Source organism: Massilia oculi (genome assembly GCF_003143515.1).
In the GTDB taxonomy this organism is placed as follows: Bacteria; Pseudomonadota; Gammaproteobacteria; order Burkholderiales; family Burkholderiaceae_D; genus Telluria; species Telluria oculi.
In genome coordinates, this window is record NZ_CP029343.1 from 412,242 (window position 1) to 434,456 (window position 22,215).

At 66.5% G+C, this 22,215-nt stretch carries 17 protein-coding genes; 12 read left to right on the forward strand and 5 right to left on the reverse strand.

The genetic code is table 11. From position 1 onward, the window contains the following. Positions 1–24 precede the first annotated feature (24 nt). On the reverse strand, positions 25–1,431 hold the full coding sequence (ppnN, locus tag DIR46_RS01790) for a nucleotide 5'-monophosphate nucleosidase PpnN (protein WP_109343712.1): 1,407 nt from the start codon (positions 1,429–1,431) through the stop codon (positions 25–27). Positions 1,432–1,754: 323 nt separating this feature from the next. Here ppnN and DIR46_RS01795 point away from each other — a divergent pair, with 323 nt between their 5' ends. Next, positions 1,755–3,200 carry a peptide MFS transporter gene (locus DIR46_RS01795; protein ID WP_441295132.1) on the forward strand — a complete coding sequence of 482 codons (1,446 nt, stop codon included), beginning with the start codon at positions 1,755–1,757 and terminating at the stop codon, positions 3,198–3,200. 67 nt (positions 3,201–3,267) lie between these two features. Here the strand turns inward: DIR46_RS01795 and DIR46_RS01800 are convergent, their stop codons facing one another. Beyond that, entirely contained in the window at positions 3,268–4,167 is a 900-nt protein-coding gene (locus DIR46_RS01800) for a LysR substrate-binding domain-containing protein (RefSeq protein WP_109343714.1), read from the reverse strand. Positions 4,168–4,272: 105 nt separating this feature from the next. On the opposite strand from DIR46_RS01800, the gene DIR46_RS01805 reads away from it, so the two are divergent. Continuing rightward, positions 4,273–5,184: an NAD-dependent epimerase/dehydratase family protein gene (locus tag DIR46_RS01805; protein ID WP_109343715.1), complete on the forward strand. Its 912-nt coding sequence runs from the start codon at positions 4,273–4,275 to the stop codon at positions 5,182–5,184. A 54-nt stretch (positions 5,185–5,238) separates the two neighbouring features. Here the strand turns inward: DIR46_RS01805 and DIR46_RS01810 are convergent, their stop codons facing one another. Further along, on the reverse strand, positions 5,239–7,509 hold the full coding sequence (locus tag DIR46_RS01810) for an OPT family oligopeptide transporter (protein ID WP_109343716.1): 2,271 nt from the start codon (positions 7,507–7,509) through the stop codon (positions 5,239–5,241). A gap of 193 nt (positions 7,510–7,702) precedes the next feature. Here DIR46_RS01810 and DIR46_RS01815 point away from each other — a divergent pair, with 193 nt between their 5' ends. From DIR46_RS01815 to DIR46_RS01855, 9 genes are all read left to right on the forward strand, one after another. Next, positions 7,703–10,117, forward strand: a complete 2,415-nt coding sequence (locus tag DIR46_RS01815) for a penicillin-binding protein 1A (RefSeq protein WP_229446458.1) — start codon at positions 7,703–7,705, stop codon at positions 10,115–10,117. Between the two features lie 150 nt (positions 10,118–10,267). Further along, complete coding sequence (locus DIR46_RS01820) at positions 10,268–10,627, forward strand: DUF1428 domain-containing protein (RefSeq protein ID WP_109343718.1); 360 nt, start codon at positions 10,268–10,270, stop codon at positions 10,625–10,627. 132 nt (positions 10,628–10,759) lie between these two features. Then, on the forward strand, positions 10,760–11,152 hold the full coding sequence (locus DIR46_RS01825) for a phosphonate transporter (RefSeq protein WP_109343719.1): 393 nt from the start codon (positions 10,760–10,762) through the stop codon (positions 11,150–11,152). Positions 11,153–11,159: 7 nt separating this feature from the next. Beyond that, on the forward strand, positions 11,160–11,978 hold the full coding sequence (locus tag DIR46_RS01830; protein WP_109343720.1) for a PAS domain S-box protein: 819 nt from the start codon (positions 11,160–11,162) through the stop codon (positions 11,976–11,978). After that, the gene (locus DIR46_RS01835; RefSeq protein ID WP_109343721.1) at positions 11,968–13,740 is read left to right on the forward strand and encodes a putative bifunctional diguanylate cyclase/phosphodiesterase; all 1,773 of its coding nucleotides are present in this window, start codon (positions 11,968–11,970) and stop codon (positions 13,738–13,740) included. The genes DIR46_RS01830 and DIR46_RS01835 overlap by 11 nt, the downstream gene beginning before the upstream one ends. A gap of 105 nt (positions 13,741–13,845) precedes the next feature. Continuing rightward, entirely contained in the window at positions 13,846–14,109 is a 264-nt protein-coding gene (locus DIR46_RS01840) for a hypothetical protein (RefSeq protein ID WP_162819373.1), read from the forward strand. 127 nt (positions 14,110–14,236) lie between these two features. Further along, positions 14,237–14,503 carry a hypothetical protein gene (locus tag DIR46_RS01845; protein ID WP_109343723.1) on the forward strand — a complete coding sequence of 89 codons (267 nt, stop codon included), beginning with the start codon at positions 14,237–14,239 and terminating at the stop codon, positions 14,501–14,503. 116 nt (positions 14,504–14,619) lie between these two features. Next, a complete protein-coding gene (locus tag DIR46_RS01850; protein ID WP_109343724.1) occupies positions 14,620–15,603 on the forward strand; it encodes an HDOD domain-containing protein in 984 nt (327 codons plus the stop codon). Next, positions 15,604–16,614 carry a 5'-nucleotidase gene (locus DIR46_RS01855; RefSeq protein ID WP_109343725.1) on the forward strand — a complete coding sequence of 337 codons (1,011 nt, stop codon included), beginning with the start codon at positions 15,604–15,606 and terminating at the stop codon, positions 16,612–16,614. On the opposite strand, the gene DIR46_RS01860 is transcribed toward DIR46_RS01855, so the two are convergent. Beyond that, positions 16,568–17,887, reverse strand: coding sequence for a GDSL-type esterase/lipase family protein (locus DIR46_RS01860; RefSeq protein ID WP_109343726.1), 1,320 nt, complete (start codon positions 17,885–17,887; stop codon positions 16,568–16,570). The two genes, DIR46_RS01855 and DIR46_RS01860, sit on opposite strands and share 47 nt — an antisense overlap. A 75-nt stretch (positions 17,888–17,962) precedes the next feature. Then, the gene (locus tag DIR46_RS01865) at positions 17,963–18,637 is read right to left on the reverse strand and encodes a class I SAM-dependent methyltransferase (protein ID WP_307719121.1); all 675 of its coding nucleotides are present in this window, start codon (positions 18,635–18,637) and stop codon (positions 17,963–17,965) included. 129 nt (positions 18,638–18,766) lie between these two features. Between DIR46_RS01865 and mfd the strand changes: the two genes are divergently transcribed. Next, entirely contained in the window at positions 18,767–22,213 is a 3,447-nt protein-coding gene (gene mfd / locus DIR46_RS01870) for a transcription-repair coupling factor (RefSeq protein ID WP_109343727.1), read from the forward strand. Positions 22,214–22,215: the final 2 nt, after the last annotated feature.

Genomic DNA, 22,215 nt, shown 5'->3' on the forward strand with positions numbered 1-22,215 from the left:
AGTCCATCCAGCGCTATCGCGATGTCATTGCACGATCGTATAGCACGGCGTATAGGCCTTGCCCGGCAATTTCATGCGGCTCTGCTCCACGAACGAGGCCAGCAGCGCATCCATCGGCCCCATGATCTCGGCCTCTCCCTGGATCTCGTACTTGCCGTACTGCTCGATCGCGCGGATTCCCTCTTCCTTCACATTGCCCGCCACCACGCCCGAGAAGGCGCGGCGCAGGTTCGCCGCCAGCAGGTGCGTCGGAATGCCGCGGTGCAGGTCGAGGTTGCGCATGTTCTCGTGGGTCGGCCTGAACGGCTTCTGGAACTCGTGGTCGATCTTGAGCCGCCAATTGTAGTAATAGGCGTCGCTGTTCGCCTTGCGGAAGGCGCGCACCTCTTGCACGCCGGCCTGCATCGCGCGCGCCACCGCGTCGGGGTCGTCGATGATGATCTGGTAGCGCCGCTGCGCCTCTCCCCCCAGAGTCACGCCGATGAACTGGTCGATCTGGGTGAAGTAGTCGCGCGCGGAGGCCGGCCCCGTGAATACCAGCGGGAACGGGATCTCGGCATTGTCCGGATGGAGCAGGATGCCGAGGATGTAGAGGATTTCCTCGGCGGTGCCGGCGCCGCCCGGGAATACGACGATGCCGTGGCCGGTGCGGACAAACGCCTCCAGGCGTTTCTCGATGTCCGGCATGATCACCAGGTCGTTGACGATCGGGTTCGGCGATTCGGCCGCGATGATGCCCGGCTCCGAGATGCCCAGGTAACGCCCGTTGCCCAGGCGCTGCTTCGAGTGGCCGATGGTGGCGCCTTTCATCGGGCCTTTCATGGCGCCCGGTCCGCAGCCGGTGCAGATATCCATCTCGCGCAGGCCCAGCGCATAGCCGACCTTCTTGGTGTAGTTGTATTCGATACGGCTGATCGAGTGGCCGCCCCAGCACACCACCAGGTTGGGATTGCGCTGCGGCTGCAGCACGTTGGCGTTGCGCAGGATGTGGAAGACGGCGTCGGTGATGCCCTCGCTGCGGGTCAGGTCGAATTTGGGGTTGTCGGTGACGTCGAAATTGACGAACACGATGTCGCGCAGCACCGAGAACAGGTGCTCGTGGATGCCGCGGATCATCTTGCCGTCGACGAAGGCATTGCCCGGTGCGTTGCGGATGTCGAGCTTGATGCCGCGCTCGCGCTGCAGGATGCTGATCTCGAACGTGGCGTAGCGCTCCAGCAGCTCCTTGCCGTCGTCGATGTCGCTGCCGGTGTTCAGTACCGCCAGCGCGCACTTGCGGAACACGTCGTACAGGCCGGCCTGGCCGGTTTCGAGCAGCTTGGCCACTTCGGCCTTCGACAGGACTTCCAGCCGTCCTTGGGGCGAAATCAGGGTATCGACCAGTTGCAGGCTTTCAGGTGAAACGAGTGTATCGACTACTTCATGGGTCATGGTCGGGTTTTCCTTTTCTCTTCTTGGAAACATTACAGCCTTAGCAGCAATATACGCCAAACGGGCACAGTTTGTGGGCGCCGCGCGCCCCAAAACCGTGAGCTGCGCACGGTGCAGTGCACCATCTTCGATGCGTGAGAACGCATCTGCAAAAAACTTTCTTGTGATGAAGGATATGCACTAGAATGCCTGCCTATTGGAATGTTCGGCCTTCGAATCGATCCATATAACTATTACTCAGTCATTACATTTTCGGGAGGAACCGCATGAGCGGTGCAGCTACTACACCCGCCAGCCGACCTCTTCCAGAATTCAAGCAGATCATGGGCCACCCAGCACCGCTGTGGATGCTGTTCATGACCGAGTTCTGGGAGCGCTTCGCTTTCTATGGCATTCGTTGGGCACTCGTCCTTTACATCGTCGCCCAGTTCTACGGCGGCGACGCGGCCGGCCAGGCCGACGCCAACCTCACCTACGGTTCCTACCTCGCGCTGGTGTATGCCGGCGCCGTCTTCGGCGGCTATGTCGCCGACCGCATCATCGGCTACCAGCGTTCGATCCTCGTCGGCGCGATCTTCATGGCGGCCGGCCTGTTCATGATTTCGATCCCGAACCATGACGTCTTCAAGCTGGGCCTGGCGACCATCATCGTCGGCAACGGCCTGTTCAAACCGAATATCTCGACCATGGTCGGCCAGCTGTATGCGCTGAACGATACCCGCCGCGATTCCGGCTTCACCATCTTCTACATGGGCATCAACGTCGGCGCCTTCTTCGCGCCGATCCTGACCCAGATCCTGGCCGAGAAGGTGTTCGGCACCCAGGCCATGCCGTCGTACAAGATCGTGTTCCTGGCCTCGGGCATCGGCATGCTGATCTCGCTGGTCTGGTTCTACATCGGCCGCAAGTCCCTGAAGGGCATCGGCGCGCCGATCGGCGACCTGGCCAATCCGAAGCGCCTGATCTTCACGGTCGTCGGCGCGCTGGTCGTCATCCCGGTCATGTACCTGCTGCTGCAGGCCGGCGCCAACAGTCTGCAGATCCTGCTGACCATCCTGTTCGTCGGCCTGGCCGCGATGCTGGTCATCGAAGGCATCCGCGAAGGCAAGGTTGCGCGCGACAAGACCTGGGCCATGATGATCATCTTCTTCTTCAACATCCTGTTCTGGTGCTTCTTCGAGCAGGCCGGCAGCTCGTTCACCTTCCTGGCCGATAATATCGTCGACCGCGACTTCGGTGGCTGGATCTTCCCGGTCGCCTGGTTCCAGTCGGTGAACTCGATCGCCATCATCGTGTTCGCGCCGATCATCGCCGCGGTCTGGGTGATGCTGGGCAAGCGCAACGCGAACCCGTCGATCCCGCGCAAGTTCGGTCTTGGCCTCGTGTTCAACGCGCTGGCCTTCGGCCTGCTGATGTACGCGCTGTCGCAGCTGATCAACGACAACGGCAAGATCCCGTTCTGGACCCTGTTCGCGGTCTACGTGATCCAGTCGATCGGTGAGCTGTGCCTGTCGCCGATCGGCCTGTCGATGGTGACCAAGCTGGCCCCGACCCGCCTGGTGGGCCTGGGCATGGGCGGCTGGTTCCTGTCGACCGGCATCGGCAACAACCTGTCGGGCATCTTCGCCTCGCACGTCTCGGGCGAGTCGGGCATGTCGGTCGCCTCGGCACTGGGCGGCTACAGCTTCGGCTTCTGGTCGCTGCTGGGCGGCGGCGTGCTGCTGCTGCTGGCGCCTGTGATCCAGAAACTGATGCACGGCGTGAAGTAAGCGCGCTATGCTTCATTGAAAACGGCGGCCCGCGGGCCGCCGTTTTGCATTCCAGCCGACAGATCCCTTACCGGTAATCGAGATGCGCGCTCATGGCCGCCATCTCGGCCACCATCCATTCGCGGAAGCGCCGCACCTTGAGCATGTGTTCCTTGTGCGGGTTGGCGAGAAAACGGTAGCCGTTCGCGAACGGCACGCTGCGGCAGGAAATCAGGCGCAAGGCGCCGGAAGCGATGTCCTGGAAGGCGATCCCGTAGGGCACCAGGGCCACGCCCTGCCCCGCCACCGCCGCCTGCACCAGCACGCCCCAATGGCTGTAGGCGCGCGAAAAATCGTACTCGCCCTTGAGCGCGCGGTTCTCGTTGAGCAGCTGCAGCCAGGCCTCGGGCGAATGCACGATCAGCAAGCGGTACGCCGTCAGGTCATGCAAGGTCAACGCCGCCTGGCCGGGCTCCAGCAAATCCGGGCTGTAGGCCGGCATCAGCCGCTCGCGAAACAGCACCGTCGGATCCCCGTCCGTGACCGGACCATAGCGGATCGCGACGTCGGTGCTGTCGGCCTGCAGGTCGACCGGCGCGTCGTTCGAGTCGAGCCGGATGTCGAGCTCCGGATACAGTTTCGTAAAACGGTGCATGCGCGGCACCAGCCACTTGATCGCGAACGAATGGGTGGTGGCGATGCGCAGCACCGCCTCTTCGTCGCCGCTCTGCAAGGCCGTGACCTTGGCGCGCAACTCGCCCAGCATGCGGGCGGTGGCGATCGCCAGCTCCTGGCCTTTTTCCGTCAAGGCGATGTGGCGCGGATGCCGCACGAACAGCGCGAAACCGACGTTCTCTTCCAGCTGCTTGACCTGGAGGCTGACCGCGGCCGGGGTCTTGTGCAGCTCGTGCGCGGCCAGCTTGAAACTGCCCCAGCGCGCTGCACACTCGAAATCGATCAGGCCGGACAGGCTGCGCAGCGCTTTCACACCCACCTCATGGCTAAGTTTTTCTTATTCATTGTCGTGACTTTTTCTCGTTTGATGAATTGTACTGCTCCGAGGAAAATAGTAGTGATCACACAAGGAAACACCATGCCCAAGAATATTCTCGTGATCGGTGGAACCCGTTTTTTCGGCAAGCTGCTGGTGCAGCGCCTGGTCCGGGCCGGCCACCACGTCACCATCGCCACCCGCGGCTACGCACCCGATCCTTTCGGTGAACGCATCACCCGAGTGCGCGTCGACCGCCGCAACGAGCACGCCATGCGCGTCGCCTTCGCCGGCGTCAAGTTCGACATCGTCTACGACCAGATGTGCCATTCGCCGCTGGACGCCGCCATCTCGAGCCGCGTCTTCGGCGGTCAGGTCGGCCGCTACGTCATGACCTCGACCATCGACGTCTACCGCGCACTGGAACCGCAGTCGCAGGCCTTCGACGAAGAATCGCTGCACGTCGACGCCCAGCCGATCGATACCGCCTATCCATGGCACGATCCGGCGCACGCGGTCGACAGCCATGTCGCCGGCAAGGTGCAGGCCGAAGCCTATCTGTACCGCGCCGGCAGCATGCCGGTGGTCACCGTGCGCCTGGGCCACGTGCTGGGCGGCCCGGACGATTTCACCGGCCGCCTGGCCCACCACGTCGACCTGGTGCGCCAGGGCGCCGTCCTGCAGTACACGAACGCGAAGGCGCGCACCTCCTTCCTCGAGGCGCGCGAGGCGGCCGACTTCCTGGTCTGGGCGGGAGCCCAGCAGTTTACCGGACCGGTGAACGCCGCGGCCGACGGCGCGCTGTCGGCCTATCAATTGCATGGCCGCGTCGCCGAGGCGCTGGGCGTCGCGGCGCGCACGCGCAAGGTCGCCGCAGGCAGTCCATCGCCGTTCGACCTGCTCACGCCGCTGATGCTCGACACCGGCCGCGCAACGGAGCTCGGCTACCGCTTCAGCCATACCGGCGACTGGATCGACAGCGCGATCCGCCAGCACGATCTGGCTCACGTCTGAACCACATCCCGTCAAACGACAACGCCGGCTCGAAGCCGGCGTTGTCGTTTGCGCTCAGGCCTGTTTCGCCTTCTCGCGCGCCACCCACCACAGCAGCAGCACGATCGCGCCATACGGAATCATGCTCAGCCAGTTCGCGCCCGCTCCTTCGAAGAACGGGTTCGAGGCCTGGGCCCAGGCGCCGATCGCGGCGTCGAAGTCGGTGAAGACGCCGGCCGTGATGGCGATGATGATGCCCGCCAGCGCGCCGCCGGCGATATAGCCCGAGGCCAGCAGCACGCCCGCGCTGCGGTCGCCCGCCGCCTGGCGCTCTTCTTCGTTCAGGTGCGCATTCTGCGGCAGCTTGTTGTTGCGGCGATCGGCCAGCCAGCGCACTGTGCCGCCGATCGCGATCGGCAGGGTCGCCACCAGAGGCAGGTAGACGCCGACCGAGAAGGCCAGCGAGGCGATGCCCGCCATCTCCAGCACGATCGCGATCATCACGCCGAACAGCACTAGCGTCCATGGCAGTTCCTGGTCCAGGATGCCCTTGATGATGTAGGACATCAGCACCGCCTTCGGCGCATCGTATTTCTTGACCTCGGTGCCGTCCGGACGCGTGCTGTGGTGGCCGTTGATGCCCGGATCGACCAGGTATGCCACCTCGCCCGCGGCGTCGACGAAGTATTTGCCGGCCGGGCCGCCCACCGTGTCCGTCTTGTGCCAGACCTTGTAGGTGTTGGGGTCGTCCTTGGCTTGTGGCCCCTGCAGCTGCGCGGTGTCGGTCAATGTCGTGGGGTCGACCGTGAGGCCAGGCGCCACCTGCGCCGCCGGCACGTAGACGGTGCCGGCTTCGTTCAGCTTGAGCAGGATCGGTCCCAGGATCAGGGCCGAGGCGAAGGCGCCGCACAGGATCGCATACTGCTGCATGCGCGGCGTCGAGCCGACCAGGTAGCCGGTCTTGAGGTCTTGCGAGGTGGTGCCGGCATTGCTTGCGGCGATGCAGACGATGGCGCCGACCGACAGCGCGGTCACATAATACTGGCCGCCGGTCCAGCCCATCACCAGGAAGATCAGGCAGGTGAACAGCAGGGTCGCCACCGCCATGCCCGAAATCGGGTTCGACGACGAGCCGATCTCGCCGGTCAGGCGCGAGGACACGGTGGCGAACAGGAAGCCGAACACCAGGATCAGCACCGCACCGAGCACGTTCATGTGCAGCGGCGTGGCCAGCGAGATGATGGCGATGATGGCCAGGCAGCCGATCACGACCCACTTCATCGGGATGTCGCGGTCGGTGCGCAGGGACACGTCGCCTTTCGACCCCTGCCTCACGCCGGCCAGCCCGCCGCGCAGGCCGTTCCAGATCGTCGGCAGCGAGCGCGCCAGCGAGATCAGGCCGCCCGCCGCCACCGCGCCGGCGCCGATGTACAGGATGTAGGAGGCGCGGATGTCGTCGCCCGTCATGTCGCGGATCGGAATCGTGGCTGGCGACAGCGGCACGGTCGCCAGCTCGCCGAAGAACTTGATCATCGGGACCAGCAGCAGCGAGGCCAGCACCCCGCCGGCCGCCATCGTGTAGGCGATGCGCGGGCCGATGATGTAGCCGACGCCCACCAGTTCGGGCGAGATCTCGGCGCCGATGCTGCCGGTCTTGAGCGGCGCGCCGAACTCGAAGTTGATGGTGTCGCGCCAGCCCTTGAACGACACGCCCAGCGTTTTATAGAGGATGCCGATGCCGAAGCCGCCGAAGATCAGCATCGCGCGCCTCTTCGCCGTCTTCATGGCTTCGCTGCCTTCCGCGCTGGCAGCGTCGCGCACCTCGCCCGCCGCTTCGCGCGAGACGTCGGTGGCGGCCGCCTTGAGCACCTCGGCGCAGGCCGTGCCTTCCGGGTATTTCAGCTCGCGGTGCTGGTCGACGATCAGCGTGCGGCGCAGCGGGATCATCATCAGGATGCCGAGCAGGCCGCCCAGCACGCCGACCAGCATCACGCGCGAGATCTCGAGGTCGAAACCGAGGATCATGATGGCCGGCATGGTCACGCCCAGGCCGAAGGCCAGCGATTCGCCGGCCGAGCCGGCCGTTTGCGCCACGCTGTTCTCGAGGATCGTCGATTCGCGCGCGCCGAGCTTCTTCGCCATGCCGAACAAGGTGATCGCGATCACCGCCACCGGGATCGAGGCGCTGACGGTCAGGCCCACCTTCAACACCAGGTAGAGCGAGGACGCGCCGAAGATCATGCCCAGGATGACGCCCATGATCAGGGCGCGCGGGGTCATCTCCGGCAGCTGGGCGGTGGCGGGGATGTAGGGCTTGAAGCCCGCCGGTTTCGAGTCGAATGGCATGGAATTCCTTCGTTGCGGATGCGGCCCGCCATGCCGGCGGCGGACCCAAAGCGAGAATATCGCACATGCACGAACGGAAAGAAAGCGCAGATTGAAAGCGATTATAATCGCCCGCTCATGGCCGTAAATATGGCGTAATAGCGAGAGTCAGGCAGTGAGCGACACCGACAAGAAGTCCGGAAACCCAATCCGCATGAAGCATGTGAATGCATTCATCCTGCTCGTGCTGGCGGCCCTGCTGCTCGCCGGCGCCGGCGCCGTCGTCTACGTGATGACGGCGATCCTTCCGAAGGTGCCGCCGATCGACGCCGTGACCGACTACCGCCCCAAGATCCCGCTGCGCATCTACACGGCCGACAATGTGCTGATCGGCCAGTTCGGCGTCGAGCACCGCGACTTCGTGCCGATCGCGAAGATCCCCTTGACGATGAAAACCGCCGTGCTCGCGATCGAGGACACGCGTTTCTATGAACACGGTGGCATCGACTTCATCCGCGCGCTGGGCGCGGCGCGCGCCAACCTGCGCGGCGGCTTCCGGCAAGGCGCATCGACCATCACGATGCAGGTGGCGCGCAACTTCTTCCTCACCAACGAAAAAACCCTCGCGCGCAAGTTCACCGAGATCGCGCTGGCCTACAAGATCGAGGACTCGCTCACCAAGGACCAGATCCTCGAGCTGTACATGAACCAGATCTACCTGGGCCAGCGCTCCTATGGCTTTTCGAGCGCGGCGCGCAGCTACTTCGGCAAGACGCTCGACCAGCTCACGCTGGCCGAGACCGCGATGCTGGCCGGCCTGCCCCAGAACCCGGCGCGCACCAATCCGGTGTCCAACCCCAAGCGCGCGCAGGCCCGCCAGCACGCCATCCTCAAGCGCCTGCTGGAACTGGGCGAAATCAACGAAACGCAATACCGCCAGGCGCTGGCGGAACCGCTGCGCGTCAAGCGCGACGCCGGCCAATCCTTCGCTACCCGCGCCGAATACGTGGCCGAGCTGGCGCGTCAGGCCGTCTACCAGCAGTTCGGCGAGGAAGCGTATACGCGCGGCATCACCGTCACCACCACCATCCTGGCGGCCGAGCAGAACGCCGCCTACGACTCGGTGCGGCGCAACGTGCTGGCCTATGACCAGCGCCATGGCTATCGCGGGCCGGAAGCGCGCGTCGAGCTGCCGCTGGATGCCGAGGAACGCGAGGAAGCGATCGTGGACGCGCTGCAGAAGCGCCCGAGCAGCGACGGCCTGCTGCCGGCCGTGGTGCTCAAGGCCAGCAGCGAAGAGGTGCTGGTCGACACGCTGTCCGGCGACGACGTCACCATCCGCGGCGCCGGACTCAAGTTCGCCGCCAATGCCTTGTCCCCCAAGGCGCGCGAGAACGTCAGGATCACCCCGGGCGCCATCATCCGCATCAGCAAGCGCACTGACAAGGATGGCGACTGGGCCATCACCCAGGTGCCGCAGGTGGCCGCGGCCTTCGTCGCGATCGACGCCGACACCGGCGCCTACCACGCGCTGGTGGGCGGCTTCGACTACAACCTGCAGAAGTTCAACCACGTGACCCAGGCCTGGCGCCAGCCGGGATCGAGCATCAAGCCCTTCGTGTATTCGGCTGCGCTGGAAAAAGGCTATTCGCCGACCACCCGCATCCTGGACGCGCCGATCGAGCTGCCCGGCGCCACGCTCGAGACGCCCTGGACGCCGCAGAACGACGACGGCGTGTTCGACGGCGAAGTCACGCTGCGCCAGGCGCTGGTGAAGTCGAAGAACGTGCCGACGGTGCGCGTGCTGCGCGCGGTGTCGGTCGACTTCGCCCACCAGTACCTGGAGCACTTCGGCTTCGACCTGGCGCGCCATCCGAAGAACTACACGATGGCCCTCGGCACCGGCGCCGTCACGCCGCTGCAGCTGGCCGGCGGCTATGCGGTGTTCGCCAACGGCGGCTACCGCGTCAAGCCCTACCTGATCGCGCGCATCCAGGACGGCAACGGCGCCGTCATCCTCGAGGCCGCGCCGCCACAAGCGAAGAACGAAGCCAACCGCGCGGTCACCGCGCGCAACGCCTTCGTGGTCGACAGCATGCTGCGCGACGTGGCCCGCTTCGGCACCGCCGCCGGCGCCACCAAACAGCTGGGACGGCAAGACCTGGCCGGCAAGACCGGCACCACCAACGACGCCGTCGACGGCTGGTTCGCCGGCTACGCCGGCAATGTGGTGGCGGTGTCGTGGATGGGCTACGACGAACCGCGTTCGCTGGGCGGCCGCGAATTCGGCTCGACGCTCGCCATGCCGATCTGGATCGACTACATGCGGGCGGCGCTGGCCAAGGCGCCGCCGGTGGAGCGCACGCCGCCCGAGGACGTGGTGCACGACGGCGAGGACTGGATCTATCCGGAATTCATCGATGCGGGCGAAACCCGCACGATCGACATCGAGCAGGCGCCCGTGGAACAGCCGCCGGACCTGCCGCCCGGCAGCCAGGAAGTGCCGCCCGACGCCTCGCCGTTCGACGAACGTCCGGCCATCGAGGCATTGCCGCCGATCGCGCCACCACCTGCGCCGCCACCGGCTGCGCCGCCGCCCGACCCGCCCGCCCAAAACAGCTTGTGGTAATCTTCCAGGTTCCCGGCATGGCAGCCGGGAACCTGGCGCACAGTCGCAGAGTCAGTACAGGGGCGGCTTATTTATCGCCCCATCCATCACGCATGCAGCACCGCACGCAGCATCCTGGCCACGCATCACCTTGCTTAAAGGAGAAGAATCATGGCGTATGTTGACGGTTTTGTCCTGCCCCTCCCTGAATCGAAGATCGACGAGTACCGCGCCCAGGCCAAACTGGCCGGCCAGGTCTGGCGCGAACACGGTGCGCTCGAATACCGCGAATGGATCGCGGACGACGTCAAGCCGGGCGAACACACCTCGTTCCCGCAGAGCGTCAAGCTGGAAGACGGCGAGACCGTCATCCTGGCATGGGCGGTATACGAGTCGCGCGCCCAGCGCGACGCCACGCTCGAGAAAGTGATGAAAGACCCGCGCCTGACCGACATGATGAAGCCGGGCGGCGTGCCCTTCGACGGCAAGCGCATGTTCTTCGGCGGATTCGAGAACCTGGTCGATCTGTAGCGGCCAGGCGTGTCGGAACGATACGCATATCGAGAAATGTGACGCCGAAGGGCGTGCACGGTTGACACTGCACCGTTTCACATGCAACATCTGTTTCTCACATTCAATAGCCGCGTAGCGGCATCCGACACCATGACCGCAACGCCCCTGACCTTCGACGCGCCCGACCTGGCTGCGCGCCTGGACCAATGCACGCCGGAACAGCTCGACGCGCTCGAGTTCGGCGTCATCGGCTTCGGCGCCGACAACAACGTCACGCTGTACAACGCCTTCGAATCCCGGGCCGCCGGCCTGTCGCCCCAGCGAGTGCTGGGCCAGCCCCTGTTCACGACCGTCGCCCCCTGCATGAACAATTTCATGGTGGCCCAGCGTTTCGAAGACGCCAAGGAAGAGAACATCGTGCTGGACGACACCATCGACTACGTGCTGACCCTGCGCATGCGCCCGGTCAAGGTGGCGCTGCGCCTGCTGTCGACCCCGGGTGGCGCCGCGCGCTACGTGCTGGTCCAGCGCCAGCCGCGGTAGGCCCCCGATGAGCCGGGAGTCACACGATATCGGCGCCGAGCACGAGGCGCTGATCCAGTTCCTGTACCTGGCGCCGGTGGGCCTGGTGCAGACCAACGTCCAGGGCGACGTCACCATGATGAATCCGGTGGCGGCCCAGCTCCTGATGCCGCTGTCGCGCGACGGCGGCCTGGACAACCTGTTCACGGCCCTGGCCCGGGTGGCGCCCGAATTACGCGAGCGAACCGACCGGCACGACGAACCCTACGGCAAGATCTGCGACGGCCTGCACGTCTACCTGGAAGCCGGCGCGGGCGCCAGGCGCGCGCCGCAGATCCTGGCGCTTACCCTGCTCAAGCTCGATCCCGAACGCATCATGGCGGTGATCGACGACATCACCGAACAGGTGCGGCGCGAGCGCCGGCTGCGCCAGAACGACGCCTGGCTCAACGCCATCCTCACCGGTGTCCAGGATTACGCCCTGGTGAGCCTCGACCTGCAGGGCCGGCTCTGCGACTGGAACGCGAGCGTCATGCGCGTCACCGGTTTCGGGCCCGAAGCCGTCGGCCGGCCGTTCACGATCTTCTATCCGCCTGACGCGGTGGCGCTCGAGTACCGCCAGGACCGGCTGCGCGAGGCCGACGCCAGCGGCTGGTCGCTCGACGAGGGCCGCCGCCAGCGCGCCGACGGCAGCGTGTTCTGGGGCAGCACGCTGGTCGCGCCGCTGCCGGAGCGCGAACCGCTGCCCGGCGACCTCGAGGGCGCCGCCTACTGCCTGATCCTGCGCGATCTCGGCAAACCACAGGACATGGCTGCCCGCCATCAGGAGAACGCCCATGCAGCATGAACCGGTCGACGCGTACGAAACGCTGGTGCAGTTCCTGTACCGGGCCCCGATCGGCCTGGCCCAGACCACGCTCGACGGCACGGTCGAGATGCTCAATCCGATGGCCTCGAACCTCCTGATGCCGCTCGCCACCGACGCCGGCCTGGATAACCTGTTCGGCGTGCTGGCGCCGGTCGCGCCCCAGCTGCCGGCCATGGTGGAAGCCTTCATCGAACCTTCCGGCATGATCTGCGAAGGCCTGCGCCTGCCGGTCGGCGTGCACCATCCCGCCAGCGGCTCGCTGCAGGTGCTGTCGCTCAACCTCACGAAGCTCGACCCCGAGCGCCTGATGGCGACCGTGGCCGACGCCACTTTCGAGGTCCAGCGCGAGCAAGAGATGCTGTCGCGGCGCCTGCGCAACGCCGCCCGCACCGACAGCCTGACCCGCATGCCCAACCGCGCGGCGGTGCGCGAAGAGCTTCAGCGCCTGCTCGCGCGGCCGCAGGACGGGAACGGCTTCGCCGTGCTCACCCTGAACTGCGACCGCTTCCGCCAGCTCAACGACAGCCTGGGCCAGGCCGGCGGCGACCAGCTGCTGATGCACATGGCCGACCGCCTGCGCGGCGCATTGCGCCCGCCCACGAACCTGATCGAACCGGTCACGCGCAGCGGCCAGCTGGCGGCGCGCGTCGGCGCCGACGAATTCGTCGTGGTGCTGGACGGCCTGCGCACACGGCATGACGCCGAACGGGTCGCACTGCGCCTGCTGGAAGCCCTCGCCCACCCGTATGTGATCGGCGGCCACGAGATCGTGTGCAGCGCCAGCCTGGGGCTGGCTTGGGGCCCCGACGCGGTGGCGCACGATGAGCACGATGAGCACGATGCCGACAGCCTGCTGCGCGACGCCGGCATCGCCATGGTCGAGGCCAAGCGCGCCGGCGGCAACCGCCACGCGGTGTTCGAGGCCAGCATGCGCGAGCGTGCGGCGCGCCGCGCCGACATCGAAGCCGACCTGCGCCAGGCCCTGGCCGAGGAACAGCTGTTCGTGGTCTACCAGCCGGTGGTGCGCCTGCTGCCGGACGGTGGCGTCGATCGCGCGGCCGGGGTCGAGGCGCTGGTGCGCTGGCGCCATCCGCAACGCGGCATCGTGCCGCCGATCGAATTCATCCAGGTGGCCGAAGAGTGCGGCCTGATCGGCGCTTTGGGCGACTTCGTGCTGGCGCGCGCCTGCAGCGACTTCATGGACTGGCAGGCGCGTCTTGGCGACGCGGCGCCGCGCCTGATGGCGGTCAACCTGTCGCGCGCGCAGCTCGGCCAGGCCGGCTGGATCGCCAGCGTCGCCGCCGTGCTGCGCGCGACCGGCATGCCGCCCGCCTGCCTGCAGCTCGAAGTCACCGAAAGCCTCGCGGCCCAGGACCAGGACACGCAGGTCCGCCTGCACGAGCTGAAGGCGCTCGGCGTCAAACTGGCGCTGGACGACTTCGGCACCGGCTACTCGTCGCTGTCGAGCCTGCACCTACTGCCGGTGGACACGGTCAAGATCGACCGCTCTTTCGTGTGCCAGGCCGATACCAGCTTCCACCACCGGGTGCTGATCGAGGCGACCGTGAAGGTGGCGCAGAGCCTGGGCATGACGACGGTGGCCGAAGGCATCGAGACCCGCTCGCAGCTCGACGTGGTGCGGGAGCAGCGCTGCGACAAGGTGCAGGGATATTATTTCAGCCGGCCACTGCCGGCGTCGGAACTGCTCGACTGGCTGGCCCTGGAAACAGCTACGGCCTGACGCCTGGCTAAGGTGGATTCCTACAGGGGTATCCGATGTGTTCCTATTCTCGCTGATCGAAGACGTTGCGAGAATACAAACATGCAAATACCCAAGGAGAACACCATGAAACGCACCATTCAAAGCGCAGTTCTCGCCGGCATGATGGCTTTCGGCCTGGCTGCCTGCAACACCACCGACACCACGACCGATTCAATGCGCGGCAGCACAGGCACCGGCGCAACCACCGGCAGCGGAGTGCAAACCCCGAGCACCACCGGGGGTGAAAACAGCTGGAATTCGGGCGCCAACGGCGCCAGCGGCGTCAATGCCGCTTCCGGCACCACCAGCAACAACCAGCAAACCACCGACATGCCGGTCAGCCGCTGAGCCGAGGCGCCTGGATCGGGCCCACAATGCGTGAGCCTGATCCTACAAGTATTGACGTTGTCTTCCTATTTCATGCGTATGGCTGACCTCGCATGATGAGCAACCTCACCAATCAAGGAGAAGCACGATGAAGACGATCCAGACCGTACTGCTGGGCGGCGTGATGGCGTTTGCCCTGGCCGCCTGCAACACCACCGACACCACCGGCACCACCAGCGGCTCGTCCTCGATGGGCACGACCCAGGCCGGCTCGACCGGCAACCCGACCGTCGACGCCCAGATGGGCATTAGCCCGAACGACGTGCAGAACACCGGCCCGGCCAACGCCACCGGCAATGCCTCCACCCCAACCAATACCGGTCACACCACCACCGGCTCGAACAACGGCCAGTAACAGGTGACCCGGCGAAAGGCCCGGCGCCGCGCAAGCGGCGGCCGGGCCGTTTCCGTTCACGGCCGACGTTCGCGATAGAATGGACGCATGCCCTCTTCCCCCAACGTCGCATGCCCATGAAACGCTGGCTTGCCCGCCTGTTCGGCACGCGCGAAGCGGGCCTGCCAAGCGCCGTCTCTTCCGACGTCGGTGGCGATCGCCCCGGCGCTTGCGCCGATGAGGCGACCCTGGCCGACCTCGACCTCGACCTCGCCTTCTTCCACTGGCTGGCCGGACCGCACGTGACAGGGCGGCCCGCCCCCGACGGTCCCGTACTCGACGAGCTGGCGCGCCTGGCGCGCGATCCGCACGACGCTGCGGCGCTGGTGCCGCGGGTGCCTGCCGTGATTCCGCAACTGCTGCGCAGCCTGCGCGTGGACGACACCGGCGCCGGCGCGCTGGCGCGCCAGGTGGCTCAGGACCCGGTGCTGGTCGCCGAGGTGATCCGCGAGGTGAACAGCCCCTGTTTCCAGCCCGCGTCCCCGATCCGTAATCTCGAAGGAGCGGTGCTCCTGCTTGGCCAGAACGGCCTGCGCATGCTGCTGGCCCGGGTCGCCTTCCGTCCGATCATCAGCCAGCAGGCCGGCCCGCTGGCGCGGCTGGTCGCGCCGCCGCTGTGGCGCCAGTCCGAGTTGTGCGCCCAGGCGGCCGGCTTGCTGGCGCCGCGCAGCAAAGCCGATCCCTTCGAGGCCTATCTGGCGGGCCTGCTGCACAACATCGGGCTGGTGGTGGCCTTTCGCGTGATCGAGCAGCTGCTGGCGCCGGGCGCCCTGCCCGACGGCGACGCCTTCGGTACGCGCATGGTGGCGGCGGCGCGCCTGATCTCGGCCCGCATCGCCGACGCATGGGAACTGCCGCCCGCGATCGGCCACGCGATCGCGCACCTGGGCGACGCCGGCGCCCTGCCGACCCTGCTGCGGGACGCCGACCGGCTGGCCAAGCTGCAGATGCTGGCCGGGAGCGGCCAGCCCCTTTTCGTGCGCGCCGTGCTGGCGCTGCCGCCGGAAGCCCGGCAAATCTACGATCGCCTTCTCGAACAATCCGACCGCCAGGACGCCTGAATGCCGTTTCCCATCGAAGAAAAACTCGTGATCGGCGTCGCCTCCAGCGCGCTGTTCGATCTGTCCGAATCGCACCAGGTCTACCTCGAACATGGGCCCGACGAATACCGCGCCTACCAGGAGCGCCAGCGCGACGTCGTGCTCGCGCGCGGCGTGGCCTTTCCCTTCATTCGGCGCTTCCTCAGCATCAACAGATGCTTCCCGCAGCAGGCGCCGGTCGAGGTCGTGCTGTTCTCGCGCAACTCGCCCGAGACCGGGCTGCGCGTGATGCGCTCGATCGCCCACTACGGTCTCGATATCTCGCGCGCCGTGTTCATGACCGGCAAATCGCCCTATCCCTACCTGCCGGCCTTCAACGCCGCGCTGTTCCTGAGCGCGAACGAGGAAGACGTCAAGAGCGCGATCGACGTCGATTATCCGGCCGGCCTGGTGCTGCCTTCGCGCAGCGCCGAGGTTGGGGACGAACGTGCAGACGACATCGAGCTGCGGGTGGCCTTCGACTTCGACGGAGTGCTGGCCGACGACGAATCCGAGACGGTCTACAAGCGCGCCGGCCTGGGCGAGTTCCACGCCCACGAGACGCTGCACATGGCGCGCCCACATCAACCGGGCCCGCTGGCCGGGATGTTCCGCAAGCTGGCCATGCTGCAGCAGCTCGAGAAGGACGCCGAGCGCGACGACCCTGCCTACCGCCGCATCGTGCGCATCGCCATCATCACGGCGCGCAGCGCGCCCGCGCACGAGCGCGTCGTCACCACGCTGGGCAGCTGGGGCGTCTCGGCCGACGAGACCTTCTTTCTGGGCGGGATGGACAAGAGCCGTGTGCTGTCGGTGTTCAAGCCGCACATCTTCTTCGACGACCAGCTCGACCATCTCACCTCCGGCCCGGGCGGCACGATCCCGATGGTGCACGTGCCGTTCGGGGTCGCGAACCGGCGCGTGGCCGATGCAGCGTCCGGCGCGCCTACAGGCGTGGCAATGCCATCAGGCGATCCAGCTCCGGCTGCATAGCCCTGGCCCAGATGGCATAGCCGGCTGCATTCGGGTGCAGCGCGTCCGGCATCACGTTTGGCGGCAAGCTGCCGTCAGCGTCCAGGAAAGCCTTGTTCACGTCCAGGAAGAACACGCGGCGCCCGTCGGCCAGCGCAGGCAGGCGCGCGTTGACCTGGTCATTGAGGCGACGCAGTGGACCGTCGGCGCCCGCATCGCGCGGGAAGATCGCCAGCAGCAGGATGCGCGTGCGCGGCAGGCGCTGCTTGAGTTCCTCGAGATTGCGTTCGATGCCGGCCGCCGTGATGGCCGGAAAGTCGCGCCGATGCCCGGTGTTGTTGGTGCCGATCAGGAGCACCGCCACCTTCGGGTCGATGCCGTCCACCTCGCCGTGCCGCAGGCGCCACAGCACGTTCTCGGTGCGGTCGCCGCCGAAGCCCAGCGCCAGCGCATCGTGGCGCGCATAATGCTTCTGCCACACCTGCGCGCCTTCCTTTTCCCAGCCCTGGGTGATCGAATCGCCGATGAAGACCAGTTGCGGGCTGCGGCCCTCAAGGACCATGCGCCTGGCCTCGTCCAGCTTCTGCTGGTGGCGCGGCAGCCACCATGAGGTGGACCACGCTTCGTTGAGCGTGGAAGGCGTGACGGCCACCGTGCGCCAGTCGGGACATGGCGTATTGGGCACGCCCTCCTGCGCGAACGCCACGTTGGCGACGGCGACCTGGCCGCTGCCGGTGCCTTCGAGCAGGAAAGGCCGCGTCACGGCGCCAAAATCGTCGCCGTCGCGGGCGAAGCACGACATCGACAGCACGATGCGCTGCCAGCCCTTGCCCTGGGCGGCGCGTCCCGGCAGCACGTAGGAGACGTGGCGCTCGCAATCGTCGCCGCAGCCGACCCGGAACAGGATCCCGCCCTTGTCGAGCGCATCGACCTTGAGGTCGAAGGCCAGGGTACCGGCCGCCAGGTAGGGGCGCAGGTCGAACGACGGGCCGGCAAGGCGCACGCCGCTTTTCCAGATGCTATTCCAGCGCAGGGTCAGGGCCCCGCGGCCGCCCGGCCCTTCGCTGCGCGCCAGTTCGATCGCGCTGCCGGGGAATTTGTCCCGGATGCCCGCATCGGCGTCGACGCGTTCGCCCAGCAGGACGTGCTCGGTATCGGGAGCGACCGCCGATACCGTCACGCCCTGGCGCGGCGCGCCGTCGAACAAGACCAGGTCGGCGGGTGGCGCCGCATGCGCAAGGGCGGGCAGCATGGATGCGATCGATAGGGATAAGGCGGCCAGTCCTGCACGCATGGATGTCTCCTGTCTTTATTTTGTGGAAACAGGATCATGCGCGAGTTCAGGCCGGACCACAACCGTTCTTCCTCTTCAGCTCCGGCAGATCCAACCTCGGAACACCCCACCGACATAGAACACGTCGATATCGCTGAAGCCGGCCTCGCGCAACAATGCCTCGTCTTCGTGCGGGGACAGCACCGGCAGGCTGGCCTCGATGCCCTCGCGCCGCTGGCGCGCCATCTCCGGCGCTACCCCACCCGCCACCGCGAAGGCCTCGTCGCGCGCCATCCAGCGCGCGCGCTCCCCGGGTCCGGCCGCGACGCTCATGTGCATGACGACGAAGGGGCTGCCGGGCTTGAGGCGCGCATGGATCGCGCCCAGCGCATGGCGGCGCTCGGCCGGCGGCATGAAGTGCATCGTCAGCAGACAGGCCGCCGCGTCGAACGGACCTGGCGGCGCCACATCGACATAGCCCTGGTGCAGGCGCACCCGGTCGCCGTGCGCCGCGACCAGTTGCCGCGCCAGGTCGAGCATCGCGGCCGATGGGTCGACGCCGTCGAAGGTCCATCCCGGCTGGCCGTCCGCGAACGCCTTCAGTTCCAGGCCGCCGCCGGCGCCCAGCACCAGCACCCGCGCGTCAAGGGGTGCGTGCTCGGCCAGCAGTACCCGCGCCATGCGCTGCATGTCGGCGAAGCCGGGGACGAACCTTGGCGGGCCGTCGTGGTAGCGCGCCACCATGGCAGGATCGTGAAAATGAGACATCATAGCCCTCGTCGAGATTTTTCGTAACTTATCATATTACGTGAACGGAGTCGGTGCAAGTGTCAGGGCGGGCTGGTGCGCCTTCGTCTATAATTGACGCCTACTTTTGACGCGAACGTAACAGCACGCTGCATGCCTTTCGACCTCAAGAAACACCTCCCCAAACCAGGCCAGCGTTTCGTGCTGCCGCTGGCGCACGGCTCGTCCGACGCCTATGCCCTCGCCACCGCCGCGCTGGCCCTGAAGGCCAACGGCCAGATGCTCACCGTCGTCGTCGCCAACGCGAGCGACGGCCAGCGCCTGCTCGACGAGATCCCCTGGTTTGCGGACGGCAAGCTGTCCTGCCACCTGCTGCCTGACTGGGAAACGCTGCCCTACGACGCGTTCTCGCCGCACCAGGATCTGGTGTCGGAACGCCTGGCAACCCTGCACGAGATCCGCAACGGCCAATGCGACGTGCTGGTGGTGCCGGCCACCACGGCGCTCGTGCGCCTGGCCCCGCCATCGTTCCTGGCCGCCTACACCTTCTTCTTCCGCCAGGGCGAGCGCCTGGACGAAGCAAAGCTCAAGGCCCAGCTGACGCTGGCCGGCTATACCCACGTCTCGCAGGTGATGTCGCCGGGCGAGTACTCGGTGCGCGGCGGCCTGATCGACCTGTTCCCGATGGGCTCCGTGCTGCCCTACCGTCTCGACCTGTTCGGCGACGACATCGAATCGATCCGCACTTTCGACGCCGACACCCAGCGCTCGCTCTATCCGGTCAAGGAAGTGCGCCTGTTGCCGGGCCGCGAGTTCCCGATGGACGACGCGGCCCGCACCGCCTTTCGCGGCCGCTGGCGCGAGCGTTTCGAGGGCGATCCGACCCGCTCGCCGATCTACCGCGACATCGGCAACGGCATCGCCTCGGCCGGCATCGAATACTACCTGCCGCTGTTCTTCGACGAGACGGCCAACCTGTTCGACTACCTGCCGCTTGAAGCGCCGGTAGCCCTCGTGGGCGACATCGATGCGGCGATCCAGCGCTTCTGGCTCGACACCGAGTCGCGCTACCGCTTCCTCAAGAGCGACCGAGAACGGCCGATCCTGGAACCGCATGAGCTGTTCCTCGGCGCCGAGCAGTTCTTCACCTGCATCAAGCCGCACGGCCGCTGGAATATCGCGCGCGATCCTGCTGCGCCGGCCTCGGAGCTGTCGGCGCCGATCCCCGACATCGCCGTCAACCGCCGGCTGGACGACCCGCTGACCAATCTGCGCGCCTACCTGCAGCGCAGCGATACGCGCGTGATGATCTGCGCCGATTCGGCCGGCCGCCGCGAGACCCTGCAGCAGTACTTCGGCGAATACAAGCTGGACCTGGCGCCGGTGGAAGGCTTCGAGGGCTTCCGCCAGAGCGACGCCCGCCTGGCGCTGGGCGTGGCCCCGCTACAGGCCGGTTTCGAACTGCTCGATGCCGAATCCGGCCACCTGGTGTTCATCACCGAGACCGAGCTGTATGCGGGTTCGGGCCGGCGCGCCGGCAAGAAGAAGCAGGAAGCGACGAGCCAGGTCGAGTCGATGGTGCGCGACCTGTCGGAGCTCAAGATCGGCGATCCGGTGGTCCACATCAACCACGGCATCGGCCGCTACATGGGCCTGACCAGCATGGACCTGGGCGAAGGCGAGACCGAGTTCCTGCACCTGGAATACGCCAAGGACACCAAGCTGTATGTGCCGGTGTCGCAGCTGCACGTGATCTCTCGCTATTCCGGCGCCTCGCCCGAGGACGCGCCGCTGCACTCGCTCGGCTCGGGCCAGTGGGAAAAAGCCAAGCGCAAGGCCGCCGAGCAGGTGCGCGACACCGCCGCCGAGCTCCTGAACCTGTACGCGCGGCGCGCCGCGCGCCAGGGCCATTCGTTCGAATATTTGAACATCGACTACGAGAACTTCGCCCAGAGCTTCGGCTTCGACGAGACGCCGGACCAGGCCGAAGCCATCCATAACGTGATCAAGGACATGACCTCGGGCCGGCCGATGGACCGCCTGGTGTGCGGCGACGTCGGCTTCGGCAAGACCGAGGTCGCGCTGCGCGCCGCCTTCATCGCCGTCATGGGCGGCAAGCAGGTCGCGATCCTGGCCCCGACCACCCTGCTGGCCGAGCAGCACGCCCAGACCTTCGCCGACCGCTTCGCCGACTGGCCGGTCAAGATCGCCGAGCTGTCGCGCTTCCGCACCGGCAAGGAGATCAACAATGCGATCAAGGGCATGGCCGACGGCACGCTCGACATCGTGATCGGCACCCACAAGCTGCTGTCTCCCGACGTCAAGTTCACGCGCCTCGGACTGGTGATCATCGACGAAGAACACCGCTTCGGCGTGCGCCAGAAAGAGGCCCTGAAGGCCCTGCGCGCCGAGGTCGACGTGCTGACCCTGACCGCGACCCCGATCCCGCGCACGCTGGGCATGGCGCTGGAAGGCTTGCGCGATTTCTCGATCATCGCCACCGCCCCGCAGAAGCGCCTGGCGATCAAGACGTTTGTCCGCAGCGAAGACGGCTCGATCATCCGCGAGGCCTGCCTGCGCGAACTGAAACGCGGCGGCCAGATCTACTTCCTGCACAATGAAGTGGACACCATCGAGAACCGCCGCGCGATGCTGCAGGAGTTGTTGCCCGAGGCGCGCATCGGCGTGGCCCACGGCCAGATGCACGAGCGCGACCTCGAGAAGGTGATGCGCGACTTCGTGGCCCAGCGCTTCAACATCCTGCTGTGCACGACCATCATCGAGACCGGCATCGACGTCCCGACCGCGAACACGATCATCATGCACCGCGCCGACAAGTTCGGCCTGGCCCAGCTGCACCAGCTGCGCGGCCGCGTCGGCCGTTCGCACCACCAGGCCTATGCCTACCTCCTGGTGAACGACCTGTCGAACCTGACCAAGCAGTCGCAGCGCCGCCTGGACGCAATCCAGCAGATGGAAGAACTGGGCAGCGGCTTCTATCTCGCCATGCACGACCTGGAAATCCGCGGCGCCGGCGAGGTGCTGGGCGAGAACCAGTCCGGCGAGATGCTCGAAGTGGGCTTCCAGCTGTATTCCGACATGCTCAACGAGGCGGTGCGCGCGCTCAAGGCCGGCAAGGAGCCCGACCTGGCGGCGCCGCTGTCGTCGACCACCGAGATCAACCTGCACGTGCCGGCCCTGCTGCCCGCCGACTACTGCGGCGACGTGCACGAGCGCCTGTCGATCTACAAGCGCCTGGCCAACTGCGAGAGCCAGGACTGCATCGATTCGATGCAGGAGGAGCTGATCGACCGCTTCGGCAAGATGCCGGATGCGGTCAAAGCGCTGGTCGAGACGCAACGCCTGCGCATCGCGGCCAGGCGCGTGGGCATCGTCAAGATCGACGCCCATGGCGAGGCGGCCAGCCTGCAGTTCATGGAAAAGCCGCCGATCGACCCGATCAGGATCATCACGCTGATCCAGAAGAACCGCCAGGTCAAGCTGGCCGGCCAGGACAAGCTGCGCATCACGGCCAGCATGCCCGACCTGGCGGCGCGCGTGAACCAGATCAAACAGACCATCAAACAACTGCTCGCCTGACG

What these genes read in the sequence shown, in the direction of transcription:
- ppnN (WP_109343712.1), bottom strand. Translation starts at nt 1,431, where the DNA reads ATGACCCATGAAGTAGTCGATACACTCGTTTCACCTGAAAGCCTGCAA.
- DIR46_RS01795 (WP_441295132.1), top strand. Translation starts at nt 1,755, where the DNA reads ATGGGCCACCCAGCACCGCTGTGGATGCTGTTCATGACCGAGTTCTGG.
- DIR46_RS01805 (WP_109343715.1), top strand. Translation starts at nt 4,273, where the DNA reads ATGCCCAAGAATATTCTCGTGATCGGTGGAACCCGTTTTTTCGGCAAG.
- DIR46_RS01810 (WP_109343716.1), bottom strand. Translation starts at nt 7,509, where the DNA reads ATGCCATTCGACTCGAAACCGGCGGGCTTCAAGCCCTACATCCCCGCC.
- DIR46_RS01815 (WP_229446458.1), top strand. Translation starts at nt 7,703, where the DNA reads ATGAAGCATGTGAATGCATTCATCCTGCTCGTGCTGGCGGCCCTGCTG.
- DIR46_RS01820 (WP_109343718.1), top strand. Translation starts at nt 10,268, where the DNA reads ATGGCGTATGTTGACGGTTTTGTCCTGCCCCTCCCTGAATCGAAGATC.
- DIR46_RS01825 (WP_109343719.1), top strand. Translation starts at nt 10,760, where the DNA reads ATGACCGCAACGCCCCTGACCTTCGACGCGCCCGACCTGGCTGCGCGC.
- DIR46_RS01830 (WP_109343720.1), top strand. Translation starts at nt 11,160, where the DNA reads ATGAGCCGGGAGTCACACGATATCGGCGCCGAGCACGAGGCGCTGATC.
- DIR46_RS01835 (WP_109343721.1), top strand. Translation starts at nt 11,968, where the DNA reads ATGCAGCATGAACCGGTCGACGCGTACGAAACGCTGGTGCAGTTCCTG.
- DIR46_RS01840 (WP_162819373.1), top strand. Translation starts at nt 13,846, where the DNA reads ATGAAACGCACCATTCAAAGCGCAGTTCTCGCCGGCATGATGGCTTTC.
- DIR46_RS01845 (WP_109343723.1), top strand. Translation starts at nt 14,237, where the DNA reads ATGAAGACGATCCAGACCGTACTGCTGGGCGGCGTGATGGCGTTTGCC.
- DIR46_RS01850 (WP_109343724.1), top strand. Translation starts at nt 14,620, where the DNA reads ATGAAACGCTGGCTTGCCCGCCTGTTCGGCACGCGCGAAGCGGGCCTG.
- DIR46_RS01855 (WP_109343725.1), top strand. Translation starts at nt 15,604, where the DNA reads ATGCCGTTTCCCATCGAAGAAAAACTCGTGATCGGCGTCGCCTCCAGC.
- DIR46_RS01860 (WP_109343726.1), bottom strand. Translation starts at nt 17,887, where the DNA reads ATGCGTGCAGGACTGGCCGCCTTATCCCTATCGATCGCATCCATGCTG.
- DIR46_RS01865 (WP_307719121.1), bottom strand. Translation starts at nt 18,637, where the DNA reads ATGATGTCTCATTTTCACGATCCTGCCATGGTGGCGCGCTACCACGAC.
- mfd (WP_109343727.1), top strand. Translation starts at nt 18,767, where the DNA reads ATGCCTTTCGACCTCAAGAAACACCTCCCCAAACCAGGCCAGCGTTTC.